General features: G+C 68.4%; 15 protein-coding genes. 6 read left to right on the top strand and 9 right to left on the bottom strand.

Annotation, left to right across the window (positions count from 1 at the left end; translation table 11 throughout):
- On the top strand, positions 1-180 hold the full coding sequence (locus MicroSTF_RS01985; protein WP_322953238.1) for a hypothetical protein: 180 nt from the start codon (positions 1-3) through the stop codon (positions 178-180).
- Here MicroSTF_RS01985 and MicroSTF_RS01980 read toward each other — a convergent pair.
- The 3 genes from MicroSTF_RS01980 to MicroSTF_RS01970 are packed head-to-tail and all read right to left on the bottom strand — an operon-like array spanning position 165 to position 4,318.
- Entirely contained in the window at positions 165-1,796 is a 1,632-nt protein-coding gene (locus MicroSTF_RS01980) for a GMC family oxidoreductase (protein ID WP_322953236.1), read from the bottom strand. The two genes, MicroSTF_RS01985 and MicroSTF_RS01980, sit on opposite strands and share 16 nt — an antisense overlap.
- Positions 1,789-2,694: a YegS/Rv2252/BmrU family lipid kinase gene (locus MicroSTF_RS01975; protein WP_029265314.1), complete on the bottom strand. Its 906-nt coding sequence runs from the start codon at positions 2,692-2,694 to the stop codon at positions 1,789-1,791. The genes MicroSTF_RS01980 and MicroSTF_RS01975 overlap by 8 nt, the downstream gene beginning before the upstream one ends.
- Position 2,695: 1 nt before the next feature.
- Entirely contained in the window at positions 2,696-4,318 is a 1,623-nt protein-coding gene (locus MicroSTF_RS01970) for an FAD-binding oxidoreductase (RefSeq protein ID WP_322953233.1), read from the bottom strand.
- 20 nt (positions 4,319-4,338) lie between these two features.
- Between MicroSTF_RS01970 and MicroSTF_RS01965 the strand changes: the two genes are divergently transcribed.
- The 3 genes from MicroSTF_RS01965 to MicroSTF_RS01955 all read left to right on the top strand — a co-directional run bounded on the left by MicroSTF_RS01965 (position 4,339) and on the right by MicroSTF_RS01955 (position 7,198).
- The gene (locus MicroSTF_RS01965; protein ID WP_322953231.1) at positions 4,339-4,917 is read left to right on the top strand and encodes a helix-turn-helix domain-containing protein; all 579 of its coding nucleotides are present in this window, start codon (positions 4,339-4,341) and stop codon (positions 4,915-4,917) included.
- Positions 4,914-6,365 (top strand): glycerol-3-phosphate dehydrogenase/oxidase, encoded by a 1,452-nt coding sequence (locus MicroSTF_RS01960; RefSeq protein ID WP_322953230.1) that lies wholly within the window; start codon positions 4,914-4,916, stop codon positions 6,363-6,365. Before MicroSTF_RS01965 ends, MicroSTF_RS01960 begins: the two co-directional genes overlap by 4 nt.
- A 71-nt stretch (positions 6,366-6,436) precedes the next feature.
- A complete protein-coding gene (locus MicroSTF_RS01955) occupies positions 6,437-7,198 on the top strand; it encodes an SPFH domain-containing protein (RefSeq protein ID WP_231494445.1) in 762 nt (253 codons plus the stop codon).
- A gap of 39 nt (positions 7,199-7,237) precedes the next feature.
- Here the strand turns inward: MicroSTF_RS01955 and dxs are convergent, their stop codons facing one another.
- The 5 genes from dxs to dut form a co-directional block, all read right to left on the bottom strand.
- Complete coding sequence (dxs, locus tag MicroSTF_RS01950; RefSeq protein ID WP_029259296.1) at positions 7,238-9,178, bottom strand: 1-deoxy-D-xylulose-5-phosphate synthase; 1,941 nt, start codon at positions 9,176-9,178, stop codon at positions 7,238-7,240.
- Positions 9,179-9,347: 169 nt separating this feature from the next.
- Complete coding sequence (locus MicroSTF_RS01945; RefSeq protein WP_021200680.1) at positions 9,348-12,182, bottom strand: aconitate hydratase; 2,835 nt, start codon at positions 12,180-12,182, stop codon at positions 9,348-9,350.
- A gap of 153 nt (positions 12,183-12,335) precedes the next feature.
- Entirely contained in the window at positions 12,336-13,070 is a 735-nt protein-coding gene (locus tag MicroSTF_RS01940; RefSeq protein ID WP_322953227.1) for a DUF3159 domain-containing protein, read from the bottom strand.
- Complete coding sequence (locus MicroSTF_RS01935) at positions 13,067-13,654, bottom strand: DUF3710 domain-containing protein (protein ID WP_021200682.1); 588 nt, start codon at positions 13,652-13,654, stop codon at positions 13,067-13,069. The genes MicroSTF_RS01940 and MicroSTF_RS01935 overlap by 4 nt, the downstream gene beginning before the upstream one ends.
- Positions 13,647-14,120 carry a dUTP diphosphatase gene (gene dut, locus MicroSTF_RS01930; protein ID WP_046398983.1) on the bottom strand — a complete coding sequence of 158 codons (474 nt, stop codon included), beginning with the start codon at positions 14,118-14,120 and terminating at the stop codon, positions 13,647-13,649. Before dut ends, MicroSTF_RS01935 begins: the two co-directional genes overlap by 8 nt.
- A gap of 12 nt (positions 14,121-14,132) precedes the next feature.
- Between dut and MicroSTF_RS01925 the strand changes: the two genes are divergently transcribed.
- On the top strand, positions 14,133-14,597 hold the full coding sequence (locus MicroSTF_RS01925) for a DUF3093 domain-containing protein (RefSeq protein WP_322953223.1): 465 nt from the start codon (positions 14,133-14,135) through the stop codon (positions 14,595-14,597).
- A 113-nt stretch (positions 14,598-14,710) separates the two neighbouring features.
- Here the strand turns inward: MicroSTF_RS01925 and MicroSTF_RS01920 are convergent, their stop codons facing one another.
- Positions 14,711-15,004, bottom strand: coding sequence for a DUF4193 domain-containing protein (locus MicroSTF_RS01920; RefSeq protein ID WP_029259298.1), 294 nt, complete (start codon positions 15,002-15,004; stop codon positions 14,711-14,713).
- A 198-nt stretch (positions 15,005-15,202) separates the two neighbouring features.
- On the opposite strand from MicroSTF_RS01920, the gene sepH reads away from it, so the two are divergent.
- The gene (sepH, locus tag MicroSTF_RS01915; RefSeq protein ID WP_021200685.1) at positions 15,203-16,252 is read left to right on the top strand and encodes a septation protein SepH; all 1,050 of its coding nucleotides are present in this window, start codon (positions 15,203-15,205) and stop codon (positions 16,250-16,252) included.
- Positions 16,253-16,304 lie beyond the last annotated feature (52 nt).

The raw sequence follows: 16,304 nt of genomic DNA, 5'->3' as shown, positions 1-16,304 counted from the left end.
GTGGGGCGCTTCGTCGTCCGCCGCATCAGCACGCACACCTCCGAGCCGTACATCGCGCTGCCGCTCCTGGGTGTGAGCGCCCTCAGTGTCGCGTACGGCTGGTACTGGACCGCGTCACGGGCACTGTGCGAAGACCCTGCGCCGCAGGCCCCGATCGCCGAGACTCAGCTCGCGGGCTGAGCCGGTCTGGGGTCTTCGTCACCGCGACGAGGCCAGTACGACAACGCGCGTTCGGCCAGCGCGGTGATCGTGAGCGAGGGGTTCACGCCGGGATTCGCGGGAACGGCCGCCCCGTCGACGACGTGCAGGTCGGGATGCCCCCAGACCCGGTGATATGCGTCGACGACCCCTTCCGCCGGCGACGCCGAGATCACCGCGCCTCCGAGGAAGTGCGCCGTGAGCGGGATGCCGAACACCTCCGGCCACGATCCGCGCGCAGCCGCAGGCACTCCGCCGTCCGCCTCGACCCGCGCGGCGATCGCCGCCGCCGCGGTGTGGGCCTGGGGCAGGTGGCTCGGGTTCGGCTGCCCGTGCCCCTGCGCGCTCGTCATCACGAGGCGGCCGAATCGGCGGCGCAGCGAGAGAGTGAGCGAGTTGTCGGCGGTCTGCATCACCAGCGCGATGATGCCGCGCTCGCTCCATCGGCGGAGGCTCCCGAGTCGGTACTGCCGCAGCGGAGAGCGGAGCAGCTGTGCGATGAGACTGCGCAGCCGCACCCCGAGCGGCCGACCGCCGGGGACGATGACGGTCGCGAGCGCGCCCATCAGGTTCGATCCCGGACCGTAGCGGACGTTCTCGACGTGCGTGCGATCGTCGATGTGGAACGAGGTCGTGATCGCGACGCCCCGGGCGAGCTCGAGCGATTCCGGGACGCTCGTGGCGACCGCGCCGTCCAGCGCCTCGGAGTTCGTGCGCGTGAGACGGCCGATCGACGTCGAGACATGCGGCAGGGCTCCGGACTCCTTCATCCGATGCAGCAGCTGCTGCGTGCCCCAGGTGCCGGCAGCCAGCACGACCTGCCGGGCGGTCACGGTACTCCGCGCCCGCCGGAACCAGGCGCCGCTGCGCTGCGTCGTCACCGCGAACCCGCCTCCGGGGAGCTCTCGCACCTCGCTGACCGTGCGCAGCGCCTCGATCGCGACCCCTCGGCGCTCCGCGAGAGGCAGGTAGTTCTTCATGAGCGTGTTCTTCGCGCCGACGCGGCATCCCACCATGCAGTTGCCACAGAGGGTGCAACCGGTGCGATCAGGGCCCTCACCACCGAAGAACGGATCCGGCGTGCGCTCCCCCGGCTTCCCGAACCAGACCCCGACGGGCGCGTGGCGGAACGTCGCACCGACGCCGAGGTCGTCCGCGGCGCCGGCCATGATCCGCTCCACCGGACCCGTGTGCGGGTAGCGCTCCACGACGCCGAGCATCCGCTTCGCCGTGGCATAGTGGGGCGCCAGCTCGGACTCCCAGTCCGCGATGCCCTGCCACTGGGGGTCCGCGAAGAAGGCCGCCCCCGGCTGGTACAGCGTGTTCGCGTAGTTGAGTGATCCGCCACCCACCCCGGCGCCCGCCAGAATCATCACGTGCGGCAGTCGGTGGATGCGCTGCACACCGTAGCAGCCGAGCGCTGGTGCCCACAGGTACCGGCGGACGTTCCAGTTGGTCTTCGCGAAGTCATCGTCGTCGAAGCGGCGACCCGCCTCGTAGACGCGGACGCGGTAGCCCTTCTCCGCAAGTCGCAGAGCGGCCACGGAACCTCCGAATCCGGAACCCACGACCACGACATCCTCGTCGAACTCAGTCATCGCACTCCTTCGGCACCATCATCGTGAGCGCACCCGGCAGCACCGCGATGGTGCACTCATCCTCGCCGATCCGCTCGCCGTCGGCATAGACCACCAGGCCGGGAGCCGACACCGTGACGGAGCGTCCACGACGATGCACCACCTCGTCGCGCGCGAGATGCGTCCCGCGGAGCAGCAGGGGGAAGAGACGCAGCAGGCGCAGTCGGCCCAACGGGGCGACACGGACGATGTCGAGGAGCCCGTCGTCGGGCAGGGCCCCGGCGCAGATCGGCATCCCGCCGCCGTAGCTGGAGGTGCTGCCGGCCGCGATCAGCGTACCCGGCTCACTTCTCGGCGGCTCGCCATCGATGGCGAGGGTGAACTCCATGGGACGCAGCCGCACGAGTTCGATCAGCAGGGCGAGGTAATAGCGAGGCGCACCGTGCGGCCAGCGGAGCCGGTTGGTGCGATCGCTGACCTTCGCGTCGAAACCCAGCGCCGCGATGGTCAGGAATTTCCTGCTGCCCTTCGCGGTGCGGACCACGCCGACGTCGATCGACCGAGGCACGCCCGTGAGAGCGAGTTCGGCGGCAGCCCGTGCGTCGCTGCGTGGGAGTCCGAGAGCGCGGGCGAGGTCGTTCCCGGTCCCGGCCGCGACCAGGACCACGGGGACCGATGCCGCACATACCGTGTCGAGCACACCGGACAGTGTGCCATCACCACCGACGACGACCAGTGCTCGCGGATCGTCTGCCACGGCCGCGACCGCGAGCCGTGCGGTGTCCTCTGCGGATCCTCCCGCATAGGCCCGCACCTCGACTCCACGATCGCGAAGATGCAGAACAGCAGCCTCCGCTGCTCGCCCGCCCCGCCCTTTGCCGGAGAACGGATTCGCGAGCACGGCGATGTGCTCGGCCATGTCAGAGCGTCCGCTCGATCGGGATCACGGCACCCGGGTTGAGGATGCCCGACGGATCGAGTTCGCGCTTGATCGCACGGAGGATACGGACGCCCGTCTCGCCGATCTCCGCACGGAGCCAGGGCGCATGATCCCTGCCGACCGCGTGGTGATGGCTGATGGTCCCCCCCGACGCGACGATCGCATCGTTGACACGCGCCTTCACGACATTCCACACACCGAGCGGGTCCGAACGGATGCCGGCGAGCACGGTGAAGTACAGGGAAGCCCCGGTCGGGTAGATGTGGGAGACGTGGCACATGATGTACGACTTCGCCCCGGCGTCGGCGAAGCCGTCTTTGAGTGCAGAGTCGACCGCCGAACGCAGTGTCTGCAGGTTCGACCATGTGGTCGCGGTCTCGAGCGTCTCGCAGAAGACACCGGCGTCGAGCAGCGAATCCCGCAGGTAGGGGCCGTCGAACCGACCTTTCAGCCAGTCCTCCGCCGCCCCTTCACCTGCCGAGACTCCGCCGGCCGCAGCGAGCTGGATACTGGCGCGGGCACGCCGCTCGGCGATACCGTCACCTTCGTACACGGTCACCACGCTGGCGCCCTTAGCGAGAGCCCTGCCGATCTTGCCGACCTGCGCGAGACTCACCGCCGTCTCCGCTTCGTCGGAGAGCCGGATGACGGTGGGGCCATCGCCCTGCTGCGCGACCCGCCGCAGCCCCTCGGCGCCGCTGGTGAAGTCGGGGAAGGACCAGGATTCGAACACGCGGTCGCGCGGGATCCGATGCACCCGCACCCGTACCTCGGTGATCACGCCGAAGATGCCCTCGGAGCCGAGGAACACCCTGATCAGGTCTGGCCCTGCGGCGGAACCGGGCGAGCGCCCGAGCTCGATGTCGCCGGTCGGCGTCGCCACTCTGATCCCGGTCACCATCGTGTCGAAGCGCCCGTTGCCCGCCGAGTTCTGTCCCGAAGACCGGGCCGCCGCGAATCCGCCGATCGTGGCGTAGCGGAAGCTCTGAGGGAAGTGGCCGAGTTCGAAGCCGTGCGCGGACAGCGATGCTTCCGCCTCCGGCCCCGTCGTCCCGGCCGCGAACAGGGCTTCGCCGCTGAACTCATCCAGCCGGATCAGACCGCCGAGACGTCGCAGGTCGAGGCTCACGACCGCATGATGCGTGCCCCGCTCGGGCTCCAGCGCTCCGACGACGCTCGTGCCGCCCCCGAAGGGGATCACCGCGATCCCTCGCGCGACCGCGATGTCGAGGCACGCGCGCACCTCTTCGTGATCGGCAGGACGGAGGACGGCATCCGGCGCCTCCTGACGCACCTCACGACGACGGAGGAGGTCGGGTGTCGAACGCCCACCTGCGTGGCGGATGCGCGCCTCGACGGCATCATCGATGTTCGTCGGGCCGAGCGCGGCGCTGAACGCCGCATGATCCTCAGCGGTCAGCCGCGGAGGATCGAGCTGCACGTGCGCGAGCTCGATCGCCGGTCCGGGCTTGCGCACTCGCCCCAGCAGCATCGGCAGCAGCGCGCGCACCGCCAAGGGCAGGTCCTTCGCCTTGGCCGGATCACCCCAGCCGTTCCATCTCATCGACGGGTCCGCATCGACCCTGCCACTGTCTTGGCCCATGCGTTACAGTGTGACACATCATGGAAGAACGTCAACCACACTGGGATGCGACACAGACGCGGATCCTCGACGCCGCCGACGCCCTGATCGAGCGTCGCGGCGTGCACGGCGTCACCATCGCCGAGCTCGCCCGTCGCGCCGATCTCAGTCGCCCCACGATCTACCGCAACTGGAGCGATGCCGATGATGTCGTCCGCGCCGCGCTGCTGCGGCGCGTCGACGGCATCCTGGGCACCTTCCCCGCGGAAGCGCGCACCCGGACGGTCCTCGTCAACGACGTCCTCCATTTCACGACGCTCTTCCGCAATGACACCCTCTACGGGCGTCTGCTCGCCGATGAACCCGAAGCCTTCACCCGCTACACGCTGCAGCGGGTGGGATCGAGTCAGCGCTTGATCCTCGACTGGCTCGCCACGGCGATCGGCACCGCACAGGCCGACGGCTCGGTCAGATCGGGACCACCGCAGGAGATCGCGGTCATGCTGCTGCTCATCGCACAGTCCGCGGTCCTCTCCCACGGCACCGTGGCAGACCTCATCTCGGAGAACGCGTGGGAGCGCGAACTGCGGGCCGCACTCGACGGGCTGCTCCGCCCATGACCCGGGAGTCATCCGCGCTCAACGTCGCGCGACGGAGGATCGAACTCGCACGCGCAGCCGACGAGACGGTCGACGTGCTCGTCGTCGGGGGCGGCATCACGGGCGTGGGTGTCGCTCTGGACGCGGCCTCGCGCGGGCTCCGTGTGACGCTGATCGAAGCCGAGGATCTCGCCTTCGGGACCAGCCGATTCAGCTCGAAGCTCGTGCACGGCGGCCTGCGCTACCTCGCGACCGGTGACATCGCGACCGCGCGAGAGAGCGCACACGAGCGACATCTCCTGATGACCACGATCGCCCCGCATCTGATCCGCCCGCTCGGACAGCTCCTGCCCTTCTCCCGCGGAGTCACGCTCCGCCAGCGCACTGCGGGCGCCGTCGGGATGGGGCTGGGAGATCTGCTCCGCATGCGCGCGCACACCACCCGTACGACGCTACCTGCCCCCGCTCTCGTGTCCGCGCGCTCCGCCACCCGCCTGGTGCCTGCGCTCGACCCGCATGGCCTCCGCGGCGGAATGCTGTCCTTCGACGGCCAGCTGGTCGACGACGCGCGGCTCGTGGCGACCGTCGCCCGCACGGCGGCATCTCTTGGCGCTCGCATCCTCACCCGCGTCCGCGCGGTCGTGTTGCGGGAAGACGGCGCATCGGTCGAGGAGACGACCACGGGCGAGCGGTTCGACATCAGAGCCCGCGCCGTCATCAACGCGACCGGCGTCTGGGCGGGTGCGCTCGATCAGACGATCCACGTGCGCCCGAGCCGAGGAACGCACATCGTCCTCGCCGCCGCCGACCTGGGTTCGCCGTCGACCGCGCTCGCCATCCCGCACGAGGGATCGATCAGTCGCTACGTCTTCGCGCTGCCGCAGGGCTTCGGCCGCGTGATCGTCGGCCTCACCGACGAAGACTCCCCCGGTGTCGTACCGCGTGTCGCCCGGCCGACGGAGCCGGAGATCGATTTCCTGCTGCAGAACCTCAATCGCGTGATCGCTGCTCCCCTCGGCCGCGATCGGGTGCGGGGCGCGTTCGCCGGCCTGCGTCCGCTGGTCGACAGCGGGACCGACTCCACCGCCGATGTCTCTCGCCGGCATCTGGTGACGGTATCCACCGCCGGATTCGTCACGGTGCTCGGGGGAAAGCTGACCACCTACCGTCGGATGGCCGAGGATGCCGTGGACCTTGCGGGACGCACCCGCGGACTGCAGTCGGGGCGGAGCCGCACGGCGTCGTTGCGCCTCGTCGATCGGGAAGTGCCCGCCTCGGACGACGTGCTCGACGACGCCACGGGGTTGACCACCGCGGAGGTCGAGTTCGCGGTTCACACGGAGGGTGCGATGAGCGTCGATGACGTCCTCGACAGGCGCACCCGTGTCGGACTCGTGGATGCCGATCGCGCACGCTGCCACGCGGCGGTCGAGAACGTCGTCGCCCGCACTCTCGCCGACCTCGCCTGACCCGCCGCGGCGAATCCTGAGCGGTGCGTATCCAGCGCACAGCGCCGCGGGTAACGTGCGCGGAACAGCGCATGAACTCCCCCGCCCGACCCGTCCCGAAGGCACCCCGCACCCCGGCGACCCTGCACAGTGGTGACATGGACATGCTCTTCACGATGCTGGGCGGCAAGGGGATGTCGGGTCTGCTGAAGACCGGAACGGCGATCCTCACCACGCTTCTGGTCCTCCCCGCCCTCCTCAAGCTCTTCATCGTCACCGTCGACGAGGGGTGGGCGGCGATCCGGACGCGCAACGGCAAGCCGATCATCCGCAACCGCCCGCAGCGTCGTCCGCGGAACCGCGGCGGGGCTGTCGGAGAAGTCGTCGTTCTGGACCCGGGCTCGCACGGAGCATTCCCGCTGTTCTACTGGTACAAGCTCATCGACGTCCGTTGCCGTGCGACCGATCTGCCCGCGCGAGAGATGAGCGGCGCGAGCGGACACCAGCACCGCGTGCATGCCTCGTTCGAGTGGCGTCCGATACCGACGGGAAGCGATCTTCGGGTGTTCGAGCTCGACGTCGTGAACGTCAAGGAGCGAGCCTCGAACATCGTCGGCGCCGCGCTGAGGGACGTGATCCGTGGTCTCGAGGGAGCCGAGCTGCCGCACAACGACGAGATCAACACCCGAGTGATCGCGGCCAGCGCCGCGGAGGTGCGTCGCGCCTGCGGCGTCGAGCTGGTGCGGGTCATGGTCACCGGCGACGCCCTCACCGACGGTTACCTGCTGTCGACCGCGCTCCGAGATGCCGATCGCGGAGCACAGGCCGTCGCCGCGTTGCACGCTCTGAACTGACGTCTGCGCGCAGGGGATTCCGCAAGGTCGGAGCGAGCGTCAGTGCCGTTCGTGCAGCGGAAGATCGATGGTTCCTGTCTCTCCCGCGTGACGCGCCTTCGGGATTCGCGTCCCGAGCACCTGCGACACGATGTCCTGTGCGATCTTCGGCGCTGTGAGGCCGGCGTCGACGAGGATCTGATCACGCGATGCGTGGTCGATGAACTCGTCGGGAAGACCCAGCTCATCCACCGCGGTGTCGATGCCCGCCTCGCGAAGGACCTGACGTACACGGGTGCCGATGCCTCCGACCCGGATGCCGTCTTCGAGGGTGATCACGAGGCGGTGATGGGCGGCGAGTTCCACGATCGACGGCTGCACCGGAATAGCCCAGCGCGGGTCGATGACCGTCGCGCCGATCCCCTGCGCTCGAAGGCGGTCCGCGACATCGAGAGCGAGTTCGGCGAATGGTCCGATGGCGACGATCAGGACGTCTTCGGATTCGCCGCGGGCGAGCACATCGACGCCGTCGCTCAGACGTTCGATCGCGGGAAGATCGGCGGCGACCTCGCCCTTCGGGAAGCGGATGACCGTCGGAGCGTCTTCGACGTCGACGGCCTCCCCGAGGGCCTCCGTCAGCCGCGCCCCATCACGCGGCGCGGCGATGCGGATGTGCGGGACGATCTGCAGCATCGCGAGATCCCACATGCCGTGGTGGCTGGGACCGTCGGGACCGGTGACGCCCGCTCGATCGAGGACGAAGGTGACTCCGGCACGGTGCAGAGCCACGTCCATCAGCACCTGGTCGAAGGCGCGTCCCATGAACGTGGCGTACAGGGCGACGACGGGGTGCAAGCCCCCGTAGGCCAGACCAGCCGCTGACGCCACCGCGTGCTGTTCTGCGATGCCCACGTCATAGACGCGATCGGGGAAGCGTTCGGCGAACGGCGCGAGGCCGGTGGGGCGCAGCATCGCAGCCGTCATCGCGATCACATCGTCGCGCTGCTCGCCGACGGCCACCAACGCGTCGGAGAACACATCGGTCCACCCACGCCCACCGGACGACAGGGTCTCGCCGGTCGTGGGGTCGATCTTGCCGACGGCGTGGAACTGATCGGCTTCGTCGTCGCGGGCCGGCTGGTAGCCACGGCCCTTCTCGGTGATGGTGTGGACGATGACGGGCGCACCGTACGACTTCGCCAACTCCAGAGTCTCGAGGAGCGCGGGAAGATCGTGGCCGTCGACCGGACCGAGGTACTTGATGTCGAGGTTGGAGTACAGCGCCTCGTTGTTGGTGAACCTCGACAGGAACCCGTGCGTGCCTCCCCGGACGCCGCGGAACACCGCACGTCCCACAGGCCCGAAAGCGCGGAACAGGCGATCGGACCGCTGGTGGAGGTCCTTGTAGGCTGCTGCCGTGCGCACGCGGTTGAGGTACCGCGACATGCCGCCGATCGTCGGCGCGTAGGAGCGTCCGTTGTCGTTGACGACGATGACCAGGTTGCGGTCGTTGTCATCGGAGATGTTGTTCAACGCCTCCCAGGTCATGCCGCCGGTCAGCGCGCCGTCGCCGACGACCGCGACCACGTGCCGGTCGGCACGACCGGTGGCCGTCAAGGCGCGGGAGATGCCGTCCGCCCAGCTGAGCGAGCTGGACGCGTGCGACGACTCCACCACATCATGGGCGCTCTCGCCCCGCTGCGGGTACCCGGCGAGACCACCGCGCACGCGCAGCGCCGAGAAGTCCTGGCGCCCGGTGAGGAGCTTGTGCACGTAGGACTGGTGTCCGGTGTCGAAGATGAAGGGGTCGTCCGGGGAGGAGAACACTCGATGGAGAGCGATCGTGAGTTCGACGACGCCGAGGTTGGGGCCGAGGTGGCCGCCCGTCCTGGACACGTTCTCGACCAGGAACGTGCGGATCTCCGCAGCGAGCTCGGTCAACTGGTCGGTCGAGAGTGCATCGAGATCACGGGGTCCAGAGATGCTCGGAAGAATGGGCATCTGCACCTCCTCACAGGCTCCGTCAGAAGCGCCCGACGACGGTGCGAGCGCCCCTCGATCCTACCCCGCCGGACTCGGAGAGCACGGCGAATCGGACCCCCTTGACAGGAAGGGTCGGCACGACGAAGGGGCCCCGGTCCGCAGACCCGAGCCCCTTCGTCTCGTGCGATCAGACCAGCGAACGCAGCACGTACTGCAGGATGCCGCCGTTGCGGTAGTAGTCGGCTTCTCCGGGGGTGTCGATGCGGACGACAGCATCGAACTCCACCGGCTGCTTGCCCTCGGGCGAGTTCTCGCTCGGGGTGGCCGTGACCTTGACCGTCTTGGGCGTGACACCGTTGTTGAGCTCTTCCAGACCCGAGATCGAGACGATCTCGGTGCCGTCGAGGCCCAGCGATTCCCAGCTCTCGCCGGCGGGGAACTGCAGCGGGACGACACCCATGCCGATCAGGTTCGAGCGGTGGATGCGCTCGAAGCTCTCGGTGATGACCGCCTTGACGCCCAGCAGGCTCGTGCCCTTGGCCGCCCAGTCACGCGACGAACCCGAGCCGTACTCCTTGCCACCGAAGATGACGAGGGGCGTGCCCTGCTCCTGATAGTTCATGCTCGCGTCGTAGATGTACGACTGCGGGCCACCGGGCTGCGTGAAGTCGCGGGTGAAGCCACCCTCGACGACCTGTCCGTCGTTCACGGCAGCGACCATCGCGTTCTTCAGACGGATGTTCGCGAAGGTTCCGCGGATCATGACCTCGTGGTTGCCGCGACGCGAGCCGAAGGAGTTGAAGTCCTTGCGGTCCACGCCGTGCTCCGTGAGGTACTGCGCCGCGGGCGTTCCGGCCTTGATGTTCCCGGCGGGCGAGATGTGGTCGGTGGTGACCGAGTCGCCGAGCGTCGCCATCACGCGCGCACCCTCGATGTCCTTCACCGGGGTGAGCTCCATCGTCATGCCCTCGAAGTACGGCGCCTTGCGCACGTACGTGGAGTTCTCGTCCCACTGGAAGATCGCGTCGTCCGGAGTGGGCAGGCTGCGCCAGCGCTCGTCACCGTCGAAGACCGTCGCGTACTGCTTGATGAACTGCTCGCGCGAGATCGAGGAGTCGACGAGTTCCTGCACCTCGGCCGGGGTCGGCCAGATGTCCTTCAGGAAGACGTCTTCGCCGTCGGTGCCCTTGCCGAGCGCGTCGTTCTCGAAGTCGAAGTGCATCGACCCGGCCAGCGCGTACGCGATGACCAGCGGCGGGCTGGCGAGGTAGTTCATCTTCACGTCGGGGCTGATGCGACCCTCGAAGTTGCGGTTTCCGGAGAGGACCGCGGTGACGGCGAGGTCGTGCGAGTTGATCGCTTCGGAGACCTCTTCGATCAGCGGACCCGAGTTGCCGATGCAGATGGTGCAGCCGTAGCCGACGGTGTAGAAGCCGAGGCCCTCGAGGTCCTTGTCGAGTCCGGACTTCTCGTAGTAGTCGGTGACGACCTTCGACCCCGGGCCGAGCGTGGTCTTGACCCACGGCTTCTGCTTCAGACCCTTCTCGAGAGCCTTGCGTGCGACGAGACCGGCGGCGATCATCACCGACGGGTTCGACGTGTTGGTGCACGAGGTGATGGCCGCGAGGGTGACGGCACCGTTGTCGAGGATGTACTTCTCCCCCGACGGCGTCGTGACCGGCACGGGCTTCGAGGCGTTAGCCGGTGCGCCGCTGTTGATGTGCACCGGACGCGTGGTGGGCTCTTCGTCGCCGGGTGCCTGTCCGGGGTCGGAGGCCGGGAAGGAGTGCTTCGATTCGAGGTCGACGATCGAGTCGGAGGTCGATGCCGTCGCGTAGCTCAGGATGTCCTGCTCGAACTGCGACTTCGCCTCGGAGAGCAGGATGCGGTCCTGCGGGCGCTTCGGGCCGGCGATCGACGGCACGACGGTGCCGAGGTCGAGCTCGAGGTACTCGCTGAACGTGGGCTCGTGCGCGGCGTCGTGCCAGAGCTTCTGCTCCTTGGCGTAAGCCTCGACCAGCGCGACGGCCTCTTCGCTGCGGCCGGTGAGTCGCAGGTAGTCGAGCGTCACGTCGTCGATCGGGAAGATCGCGGCGGTGGAGCCGAACTCCGGCGACATGTTGCCGATGGTCGCGCGGTTGGCGAGCGGCACCGACGCGACGCCCTCGCCGTAGAACTCGACGAACTTGCCGACCACACCGTGCTTGCGCAGCAGGTCGGTGATCGTGAGCACCACGTCGGTCGCGGTCACGCCGGCGGGGATCTCGCCGGAGAGCTTGAAGCCCACGACGCGCGGGATGAGCATCGACACGGGCTGGCCGAGCATGGCTGCCTCGGCCTCGATGCCGCCGACGCCCCAGCCCAGCACGCCGAGGCCGTTGACCATGGTGGTGTGCGAGTCGGTGCCGACGCAGGTGTCGGGGTATGCGCGGAGCACACCGTCGACGTTGCGGTCGTAGATGACCTTGGCCAGATGCTCGATGTTCACCTGGTGGACGATGCCGGTGCCCGGCGGGACGACCTTGAAGTCGCTGAACGCAGTCTGACCCCAACGCAGGAACTGATAACGCTCGCCGTTGCGCTCGTACTCGATCTCGACGTTGCGCTCGAGGGCGTTCTCCGAGCCGAACAGGTCGGCGATCACGGAGTGGTCGATGACCATCTCGGCGGGCGAGAGCGGGTTGATCTTGTTCGCGTCACCGCCGAGTGCCGTCACGGCCTCGCGCATGGTGGCGAGGTCGACGATGCACGGCACACCGGTGAAGTCCTGCATGACCACACGGGCCGGCGTGAACTGGATCTCGGTGTTCGGCTCGGCCGCGGCATCCCACGAACCCAGCGCCTCGATCTGCGCCTTCGTCACATTCGCGCCGTCTTCGGTGCGAAGCAGGTTCTCCAGGAGGACCTTGAGACTGAAGGGAAGCTTCTCGAAACCCGGCACCGTGTCGATGCGGAAGATCTCATAGTCGGTGCTGCCGACTGTCAGGGTGCTCTTGGCACCGAAGCTGTTCACCGTGGACACGAATCCGTCTCCTTCTATTCGGATGGGAGCGACAGGCGCCTCCATCTTGCTCGCCAGCGAGCCCCTGCGGCTAGCAAGGCGGACCTAACCAGTCTGCTCCGCGCAGCTCACCGGCGAAAGCCTGCGATTTATCTTGATGTCAAGATAAATCTATCACGCCTCGGGGGCATCCTCGCGCGCGGGCTCGCGCGGGTGCAACGCGCGGACCACGAGCCACGTGACGGCGATCAGCGGGGCGAACAGCGGCAGCCCCATGATGAGTTTGAGCGTGCCCAGCGCCGTGACGTCACCGGCCAGATAAAGGGGCAGCTGCACAGCCAGCCGGGTGAAGAACAGCGCGGCCCAGGCGATCCCCAGCCAGAAGTAGGCACGTCGCTTGCGGCGATCGTTCCGCCAGGTGGTGCCCTCCCCCATCAGGAATCCGACGGCGAGGCCGATCAGCGACCAGCCGATCAGTGCCGACACCAGGATGACCGAGCCGTAGACCGCGTTGGTGATGAGCCCCGGGACGAAGTTGTCGGCGCCGCGTCCGGTCCACAGAGCCAGCGCTGCCGCGCCGACCGCGGCGATGAGACCGCCGAGGGCGGCCGAGGGCGGCGACTTCTGCACGAGTCGGACGATCGTGAAGACGGCTGCGAGACCGACCGAGATGCCGAGCGAGAGGATCAGCGGCTCGGGGCGGATCGTGAAGATGATCACGAACGCGAGGCTGGGCAGCACCGACTCGAGGATGCCCCGCCACCCGCCCATGGCGGTCCACACGACCGTGTGGGTGGCCGCACTCTCCGACGGGTCGAGCCCGGCACGACGCGCGACTCCTCCGAGGGCCTCCCCGAGGATCTCGGAGGTGCTCTTCTCCCGTTCGGCGTCGGGCTCGGGAGTGCTCACGCGGAACCAGGGGTCGCCGGCATCTTGAGCGGGATCAGGTCGCGCGGCGGCATCGGAGACCCGCCGCGGACGACCACGATCGACCGGAAGAGGTCTTCGACCTTCTCCGCCGCTTCGGGGTCCGAGGCGCCGGCGCCGCCGATCACGCCGCGGAGGAACCAGCGCGGGCCGTCGATGCCGATGAAGCGCGCGAGGCGCAGACCGGATCCCTCCGCCGCCGTGGCGGGGACCTCGGCGAGGAGCTCCTTGCCCAGCGGGCCTTCGCGCTCTTCCACGCGGCCGCCCTGCGCCTTGACCTGGTCGCGGAGCTGTACGCGGGTCTCGTCCCACAGTCCTCCGGTGCGCGGTGCGGCGAAGGGCTGCACCTGCAGCGAGGAGTCCGCGTAATCGAGGCCGACCGCCACGATGCGCTTCGACTGCTCCTCGACCTCGAGGCGCAGGTTCAGACCTTCGCGCGGCAGGATCTTGATGCCGCCGAGGTCGATGTAGGGACGGACCGGGTTCGCCTCGGAATCGTCGAAGGGACCGTCGGTGGCACGATTCAGCGGTGCCGACTTCGAAGGGGTCTCGTTGTTGTCAGTCATTGGCCTGTCCTGCTTCGTTCTGGTGGGTCGCTGCCTGGTAACCGGTGGAACCGAACCCACCGGCACCGCGGACGCTGTCCGGCAGCTCGTCGACCGGGATGAACGTGGCGCGCGTGACCGGCATGATGATCAGCTGCGCGATACGATCGCCGACCGCCACATCGTACGCGCTCTGGGTATCCGTGTTGATCAGGCTCACCTTGATCTCACCGCGATACCCGGCATCCACCGTCCCCGGCGAATTCACGATCGAGATCCCGTGCTTCGCGGCCAGTCCGCTGCGCGGAACCACGAAAGCGGCGTACCCGTCGGGCAGCGCAATGCTGACGCCCGTCGGCACCAGTGCACGCTCCCCCGGCTCGAGGTGCACGGCCTCCGCCGCGACCAGATCGGCACCGGCATCGCCCGGATGCGCATACCCGGGCACCACTGCAGCGATAATGGGGACATCAACGGAATCGGTCACCCCATGAGGCTAATGCAGAACCCCGCCACAGACGCACGTCCCCGCTACCGCGAAAGACTCTCGCCGAGCCTCTGGCTGCTCGTGACCGTCGCGGTCGCCGGCCCCATGGTGTCGCTCGTCTTCGTGCCGATCGGCTCGACAGTCGCACTGGCCCTCGGCGCCGCCGTATCGGCCCTCCTGGTGCTGGGCTTCATCGCGGCCACCCCTGTCGTCTCCGTCATCGGCACGGTACTGCGCGCCGGCCGCGCGCACATCGACACGAAGCATCTCGGCGAGCCGGTGGCCCTGACCGGCGACGACGCCCGGCAGGCTCGCGGCCCCGGGCTCCCGGCGCGCGGGTGGCACCTGATCCGCGGTGGCATCGACGGAATCGTCGTCGTCCCGAATCTCGACCCGGACGACCCCGTCGACACGTGGACCGTCTCGACACGCACGCCGGATCGACTGGCAGCGGCGATCCGCGCTGCGCAGAGCTGAGACGCGGCACGAAGAGGCAGAGCTGAGGTGCGGAGCCGAGAGGCACCCGCATACGACAGCGCGCCCCTGACCGGAGTGGTCGGGGGCGCGTGATACGTCGCTCGGAGGACTGCTTACGCAGCGCACTCCTTGCAGATGGGCCCGGATGCGCCCTCGTGGTCGAGCTGTGAACGGTGCTTCACGAGGAAGCAGCTCATGCACGTGAACTCGTCCTGCTGCGCGGGCAGCACGACGACGTCGAGCTCGAGATCGGAGAGGTCGGCACCCGGAAGGTCGAAGCTCGACGGGTTGTCGGAGTCTTCGTCCCCGCTTGAGCCGGAGAGCTTGTCCGGCACACGCTCCTTCAGGGCTTCGATCGACTCGGAGTCGTCTTCGCTCTTTCGGGGGGCGTCGTAATCGGTTGCCATGCGGTAGATCTCCACTTTCATGGTGCGAGTGGGTGGTGCGCCGTCGGGTATTCGGCGGCCATAGTTTGCACGACCGGACGACATAACGCAAATGCTCGCCCGTTCGCCTGAACAAACTCACGGCACGCCCAGGGTATTCCCGGCCCGGATGCCCCATGCGTGACACCATGATGAGACACCCATCAGAGGGGCATTCGCATGGAAAACGTCACCATCGTCGGCACAGAAGCAGGAGTCCTCGTACTCGCGACCGAGTCGGGCGAGCGGTTCGCGCTGCCCATCGACGACATGCTGCAGCGCGAGATCCGTCGCGCCACCCGTCAGAGTGAGCCGACGGCACAGAAGCTCGCCGCGAGTCCGCGTGATATCCAGGCGCAGATCCGAGCCGGTCTCACGGCTCCGGAGGTTGCCGAGCTCCTGGGTATCAGCGTCGACGACGTCGCCCGTTTCGAAGGCCCCGTCCTGGCCGAACGCGAGCACGTCATCGGCCAGGCCCTCGCCGTTCCCGTTCTCATCGGCAGCGAGGTCGAGCCCGACGCGCAGCCCACCTTCGGAGTTGCCGTCCGCGCCAAGCTCGCGGAGGTCGAAGCGACGTCGGAGCGTTGGGCGAGCTGGAAGGAGGACTCGGGCTGGACCATCAAGCTCGAGTTCACCGCCAACGACGTCGAGCACGACGCCCGCTGGAGCTTCGATCCCCGCCGCAGCGCCCTCTCGCCGCTCAATGCGGACGCCACGCAGCTGTCCCGCCAGGGCTCGCTGCCCGAGGGACTCATCCCCCGCCTGCGGGCCGTGGACGCAGAACGGATCACCTCTCCGTACAAGGACGAGAGCCGCTTCGACTCCGGCGCATTCGGCCCCCGTCTGCTCCCTGCTCCCGACGCCGAGATCGAGGATCCCTCCCTTCCCGAGCGTTCCGACGCGGCCGCACAGGACGCCGCGATCAAACGCGCACCGGCATCACAGACGACGAGCCCCGAGACCGCAGACCTTCTCGAAGCTCTCCGCCGTCGTCGCGGCCAGCGCGAGACCGCGCCGCTGCTGGATGAGCCCACGGACGCAGATCGGGCCGATCAGAGCCCGATCTCGCTCTTCGAGGTCCTGGAGCAGCCGGACGACGAGCCGCAGTCTCCGCAGCCCGCGCCTCAGACGACCAACTCGGATTCCGGCGAATCCACAGGCCGGAGACGTCGTCGCAACGCCATGCCCTCTTGGGACGAGATCGTCTTCGGCGCACGAACGGACGAGTGAGACCGGCCTGAGAGTGCTCGCCGGGAAGTCGTGCCGGAGAGCATACCGGGCG

This window comes from Microbacterium sp. STF-2 (assembly GCF_034650155.1).
Lineage (GTDB): Bacteria > Actinomycetota > Actinomycetes > Actinomycetales > Microbacteriaceae > Microbacterium > Microbacterium maritypicum_A.
This window is presented reverse-complemented; position numbering and strand designations above follow the sequence as displayed.

What these genes read in the sequence shown, in the direction of transcription:
- MicroSTF_RS01980 (WP_322953236.1), bottom strand. Translation starts at nt 1,796, where the DNA reads ATGACTGAGTTCGACGAGGATGTCGTGGTCGTGGGTTCCGGATTCGGA.
- MicroSTF_RS01975 (WP_029265314.1), bottom strand. Translation starts at nt 2,694, where the DNA reads ATGGCCGAGCACATCGCCGTGCTCGCGAATCCGTTCTCCGGCAAAGGG.
- MicroSTF_RS01970 (WP_322953233.1), bottom strand. Translation starts at nt 4,318, where the DNA reads ATGGGCCAAGACAGTGGCAGGGTCGATGCGGACCCGTCGATGAGATGG.
- MicroSTF_RS01965 (WP_322953231.1), top strand. Translation starts at nt 4,339, where the DNA reads ATGGAAGAACGTCAACCACACTGGGATGCGACACAGACGCGGATCCTC.
- MicroSTF_RS01960 (WP_322953230.1), top strand. Translation starts at nt 4,914, where the DNA reads ATGACCCGGGAGTCATCCGCGCTCAACGTCGCGCGACGGAGGATCGAA.
- MicroSTF_RS01955 (WP_231494445.1), top strand. Translation starts at nt 6,437, where the DNA reads ATGAACTCCCCCGCCCGACCCGTCCCGAAGGCACCCCGCACCCCGGCG.
- dxs (WP_029259296.1), bottom strand. Translation starts at nt 9,178, where the DNA reads ATGCCCATTCTTCCGAGCATCTCTGGACCCCGTGATCTCGATGCACTC.
- MicroSTF_RS01935 (WP_021200682.1), bottom strand. Translation starts at nt 13,654, where the DNA reads ATGACTGACAACAACGAGACCCCTTCGAAGTCGGCACCGCTGAATCGT.
- MicroSTF_RS01925 (WP_322953223.1), top strand. Translation starts at nt 14,133, where the DNA reads ATGCAGAACCCCGCCACAGACGCACGTCCCCGCTACCGCGAAAGACTC.
- MicroSTF_RS01920 (WP_029259298.1), bottom strand. Translation starts at nt 15,004, where the DNA reads ATGGCAACCGATTACGACGCCCCCCGAAAGAGCGAAGACGACTCCGAG.
- sepH (WP_021200685.1), top strand. Translation starts at nt 15,203, where the DNA reads ATGGAAAACGTCACCATCGTCGGCACAGAAGCAGGAGTCCTCGTACTC.